This window comes from Leisingera sp. F5, assembly GCF_001593695.1.
Genome location: NZ_LUKH01000200.1, coordinates 1 through 3911, shown reverse-complemented (window position 1 = coordinate 3911; position 3911 = coordinate 1). Strand labels below are relative to the sequence as shown.

General features: G+C 62.8%; 4 protein-coding genes. All 4 read left to right on the top strand.

Annotated elements, in window-relative coordinates; translation table 11 throughout:
- The coding region (locus tag A2I95_RS27250; protein WP_291734942.1) for an alkaline phosphatase PhoX at positions 1-1100 on the top strand (1100 nt) is incomplete at its 5' end.
- A gap of 155 nt (positions 1101-1255) precedes the next feature.
- A complete protein-coding gene (locus tag A2I95_RS27245) occupies positions 1256-1726 on the top strand; it encodes a DUF302 domain-containing protein (RefSeq protein ID WP_259999427.1) in 471 nt (156 codons plus the stop codon).
- A gap of 150 nt (positions 1727-1876) precedes the next feature.
- Complete coding sequence (locus A2I95_RS27240; protein WP_291734937.1) at positions 1877-3490, top strand: thiamine pyrophosphate-binding protein; 1614 nt, start codon at positions 1877-1879, stop codon at positions 3488-3490.
- The coding region (locus tag A2I95_RS27235) for a CaiB/BaiF CoA-transferase family protein (protein ID WP_291734944.1) at positions 3477-3911 on the top strand (435 nt) is incomplete at its 3' end. The genes A2I95_RS27240 and A2I95_RS27235, both read left to right, overlap by 14 nt.

The window sequence follows — 3911 nt, the reverse complement described above, 5'->3', positions numbered from 1 at the left end:
GGTACGCCTGGGGCAAATTCCACGACCGGTTCAACATCGACAAGGACCCCAATGAGGCCAACCGCTTCGGCTGGGTTGTTGAGGTCGATCCGCGCAATCCGGAGGCTGCACCGGTGAAGCACACTGCGCTTGGCCGCTTCCGCCATGAAGGCGCTGAAACCACCACCTCCACGGACGGGCATCTTGTGGTCTACATGGGCGATGATGCACGGTTTGATTATCAGTACAAATATGTCTCCAAGGGCGTTGTGTCGGACGACCCGGCGGCCAATTCAAAGCTGCTCAGCGACGGCATCCTGTACGCCTCCCGTTTTGACCCGGACGGCAGTGTTCACTGGCTGCCGCTGGTCCATGGCGAGGGCCCTTTGACGGCTGAGAACGGCTTTGCCAGCCAGGGGGACGTTCTGATCGATGCGCGGCTGGCGGCGGATGCGCTGGGGGCCACGCCAATGGACCGCCCCGAGGATGCAGCCCCCCGCGGCGACGGCACTGCCTATATCATGCTGACCAACAACGCCCGCCGGAAGGCAGGCGAGACGGACGCAGCCAATCCGCGGGCAAAGTCGCGCTTCGGTCATATCATCGAAATCAAGGAAGACGGCGGCGACCATGCAGCGACCCGCGGCAACTGGTCGATCCTGGTGAAATGCGGCGATCCGGGCATTGCCGCCGTCGGGGCCGAATGGAATCCGGAAACCTCTGACAACGGCTGGTTCGCTTCCCCCGACAACTGCGCCTTTGACGCCGAGGGCCGCCTGTGGGTCGCGACCGATCAGGGCAGCAAATGGGGCAAGACCGGCAAATCGGACGGGCTGTACGGGGTTGAGACCGAAGGGAGCCTGCGCGGTCACTCCAAACTGTTCTTCCGCTGCCCGGCGGGCGGCGAGCTGTGCGGCCCCTGTTTTGCACCGGACGGCGAGACTTTGTTTCTGGCAGTGCAGCATCCCGGCACTGACGGCACCAAGGCGCTGGCGGGGTTTGCGCGCGCATCGACTTTTGAAGACCCGGCTACCCGCTGGCCGGATTTCGACCCTCAAATGCCGCCGCGCCCCTCAGTGGTGGTGGTCACAAAACAGGGCGGCGGCAGAATCGCAGGATGATACCCGCACAGCTGTTATCAAGCGGAGCGCGCCCCAAACGGGGCACGCGCAGGTTTTTGCCCTAACGGGCGGATTGCCGCCTGATGCACGCAATTGTGAGCAACCAGCCCGCCCGCGTGATTTAAAAAACCCGGTAAAGCCATTGGAGGGTCCCCATGTTTTTCAAACGCCTGACTGCCGCGCTCATTCTGGCAGCCTCTGCCGCATCCGCCGGAAACATTGCTGCACGCAACGGCTGGGCAGTGCATGAGACGTCAAAGCCCTATGAGCAGCTGATCAAGGACGTCAAAGCCGCCGCCAAGGCCGAAGGCATGGGAGTGGTGACCCAGGCAGGCCCCACCAAGGCCGCTGCCGCCCGCGGCATCACCATCCCTGGGAACCGGGTGATCGGGTTGTTCAACAATGATTTCGCGGTGAAAATCCTGGCGCTATCCACCGCCGCAATGATCGAAGCCCCCGTGCGCATCTATGTCACCGAGGAAGCCAACGGCAGTGCCACTCTCGCCTACAAGCTGCCCTCCCATGTCTTTGCACCCTACACCGATGAGGGCGGTGAAGCGCTGAAAGCTCTGGCAGGCCAGCTTGATAATCGCTTTGCGCAGATCGCTGAAAAGGCTCAGCAATAGCCCCTTCCGCTTCTTTCTGGTTTAAAATACCCGAAAGCGCATGAAATGCGCCGATTTCCGCTGCAACACGCCTCACACTGGCGTGAGAGGGCTTGCACGCGGGCACATCCTCGGCAATCTGACGGCAAATCAACGGATTGGACGGACAAGATGACAGAGACCCTTCGCGCTGCCGATGTTCTCGCCCGGCGCCTGTATGAGGCGGGCTGCCGCCATGCCTTTGGAATGCCTGGCGGCGAGGTGTTGACTCTGGTGGATGCCCTGACACGCGCAGGCATCACTTTTCACCTGGCCAAGCATGAAAACTGCGCAGGATTCATCGGCGAAGGGGTGCATCACGCCGATGGCGCACCGGTCATATTGGTTGCAACCCTTGGCCCCGGCGCGCTGAACGGCATCAATGTGGTTGCCAATGCCCATCAGGACCGGGTGCCCATGCTGGTTCTGACCGGCTGCATCGATGCGCCGGAGGAGCAGAGCTATACCCATCAGGTGCTCGACCACAGGGCAGTATTCACGCCGATCACCAAGGCAACCTTTCGTTTAGACGCCGAAGCTGCCGATCTGATCGCCGACAAGGCTGTTGCCATCGCAACCGAGGCACGTAACGGCCCGGTGCATATCGACGTGCCGATCTCAGTGGCAGATGCGCCGGCCAGGGACCGGAACGTCCGCCGCGCGCCCGCAAGTGCAGCCGTGCCAAGCGGCGAAGCCCTGGCGCAGGCGCAGTCCTGGCTGACAGCGGCAGAGCGCCCGCTGGCGGTGATCGGCCTGGATGCGCTGCAGGAAAACGCCAGCGCCGCCATCCGTTCCTTCATCGAAAAACACCAGGTCCCTTTTGTCACCACCTACAAGGCCAAGGGGGTCATTCCTGAAGATCACCCGCTGTGCCTTGGCGGCACGGGCCTTTCGCCGCTGGCGGACAAACACCTGCTGCCGCTGGTGCGGGAGGCCGATCTTATCCTCTCCATCGGCTATGACCCGATTGAGATGCGCCCCGGCTGGCGCAATGTCTGGGACGTGGAGACCCAAAACGTGATCGACATCGCGCCAGAGGCCAACACACACTACATGCATCAGGCCGGACTGAACTTCCTGACCGCCATCGCGCCAACGCTGGCGGCTCTCTCCGAAGACACGGCCCCACGCGAAACCTGGGCCAATGGCCGCCCCGCCGCCGTGAAAGCGGCCCTGGCCGGCGCCTTCTCTCGCGACGACGCATGGGGTCCGGCGGGCGTCATTGCCGAATGCAGCGCCACCTTGCCGCCGGAGACCCTTGCCACTGCCGACAGCGGCGCACACCGGATCCTGCTGAGCCAGATGTGGGAGTGTTCTGAACCACGCGGGCTGATCCAGTCTTCGGCGCTCTGCACCATGGGCTGCGCGGTGCCGATGGCAATCGGGCGCAAACTGGCGCAGCCGGACCGGCCCGTTGTCAGCTTCTCCGGCGATGCCGGCTTCCTGATGGTGGCAGGGGAACTCTCCACTACAGCAGAACTTGGCGTTGCGCCCATCTTCGTGGTCTTCGCCGATGCCAGCCTTGCCCTGATCGAGTTGAAACAGCGCCAGCGCCAGTTCGCCAATGGCGGAGTGGATTTCGCAGAGCATGACTTTGCCGCCATGGGCCAGGCCTTTGGCGGCAACGGGGTGACGGTCACTAACCGTGCGGAATTGCGCGCCGCCCTGCAGGACGCGATGAAAGCAAACACATTCACCGTCATTTCGGCAGTGATCGAGCGCGGAGGCTATGATGGCCGGATCTGATCTTCTTCCCCATGGCGCCCTCAAAGGCGTCAAGGTGCTGGATCTCTCCCGCATCTTGGCAGGCCCCACCTGCACCCAGCTTCTGGGTGACCTCGGCGCCACCGTGATCAAGGTGGAAAACCCAAAGACCGGCGGCGATGACACCCGCCAGTGGGGCCCGCCCTATGTGACCGATGCAGACGGCAATCTATCCGACCTGTCGGCCTATTTCATGGCCGCCAACCGCAACAAACGCTCGGTTGCCATTGATATCGCTGCAGAAGACGGACAGCAGGCCATCCGCCGCCTGGCGGCAGAGGCCGATATCCTGATCGAGAATTTCAAGCCCGGCGGCCTCGCAAAATACGGGCTTGATTATGCCAGCCTCAAGGATGATCTGCCCGGCCTGATCTATTGCTCGATCTCGGGCTACGGCCAGACC

What these genes read in the sequence shown, in the direction of transcription:
- A2I95_RS27240 (WP_291734937.1), top strand. Translation starts at nt 1,877, where the DNA reads ATGACAGAGACCCTTCGCGCTGCCGATGTTCTCGCCCGGCGCCTGTAT.
- A2I95_RS27245 (WP_259999427.1), top strand. Translation starts at nt 1,256, where the DNA reads ATGTTTTTCAAACGCCTGACTGCCGCGCTCATTCTGGCAGCCTCTGCC.